Here is a 466-nt window from a genome sequence, read left to right as displayed (position 1 = left end):
GCTCGACCGCGCTCCCAAAGACAGGCATCCAGCCTCCATCTCAGTCCAATCGTTCTTCCATAACGGCGGGTGTACAAAGCTTGATTGTTGAACCCAAGAGCACGTTAAGTGGGGAGCCGGGGATGGACCCGGCCGGGCGCGCGCGCAAGTCTATTCAGTCGGTCGAGATTGGACTGCGCGTCGTCATGTTCTTTGTGGAAGGCGATCTTTCCGAAGCCTATCTCCGTGAAGTAGCTCAAGGCTCCGGTCTTTCGCGCAGTCAGACGCATCGCTACCTGCAGGCTTTGGTCAACGCAGGAATGGTGAAACAGAACCCGTTGACCGGGAAGTACTCTCTCGGCACTTTGGCGGTCCGTATTGGATTGGCTGCAATGGCCACCATGGATCCGCTGCAAATTGCGGCCGACCATTTGGAATTGCTGTTGGCCGATCTGCGAACCACTGGAGCGCTCTCGGTGTGGGGGGA

Annotated in this window: 1 protein-coding gene; it reads left to right on the top strand. The window is 57.7% G+C overall.

Annotation, left to right across the window (positions count from 1 at the left end; all coding sequences use genetic code 11):
• Window positions 1–122: 122 nt before the first annotated feature.
• Window positions 123–466: helix-turn-helix domain-containing protein (locus tag D7X55_RS40700; RefSeq protein WP_147470487.1), on the top strand; the 344-nt coding region annotated here is incomplete at its 3' end.

The organism is Corallococcus sp. AB049A, assembly GCF_003668885.1.
Classification (GTDB): domain Bacteria; phylum Myxococcota; class Myxococcia; order Myxococcales; family Myxococcaceae; genus Corallococcus; species Corallococcus interemptor.
The sequence above is the reverse complement of the archived record's forward strand: the minus strand, read 5'-3'. Positions and strand labels throughout refer to the sequence as shown.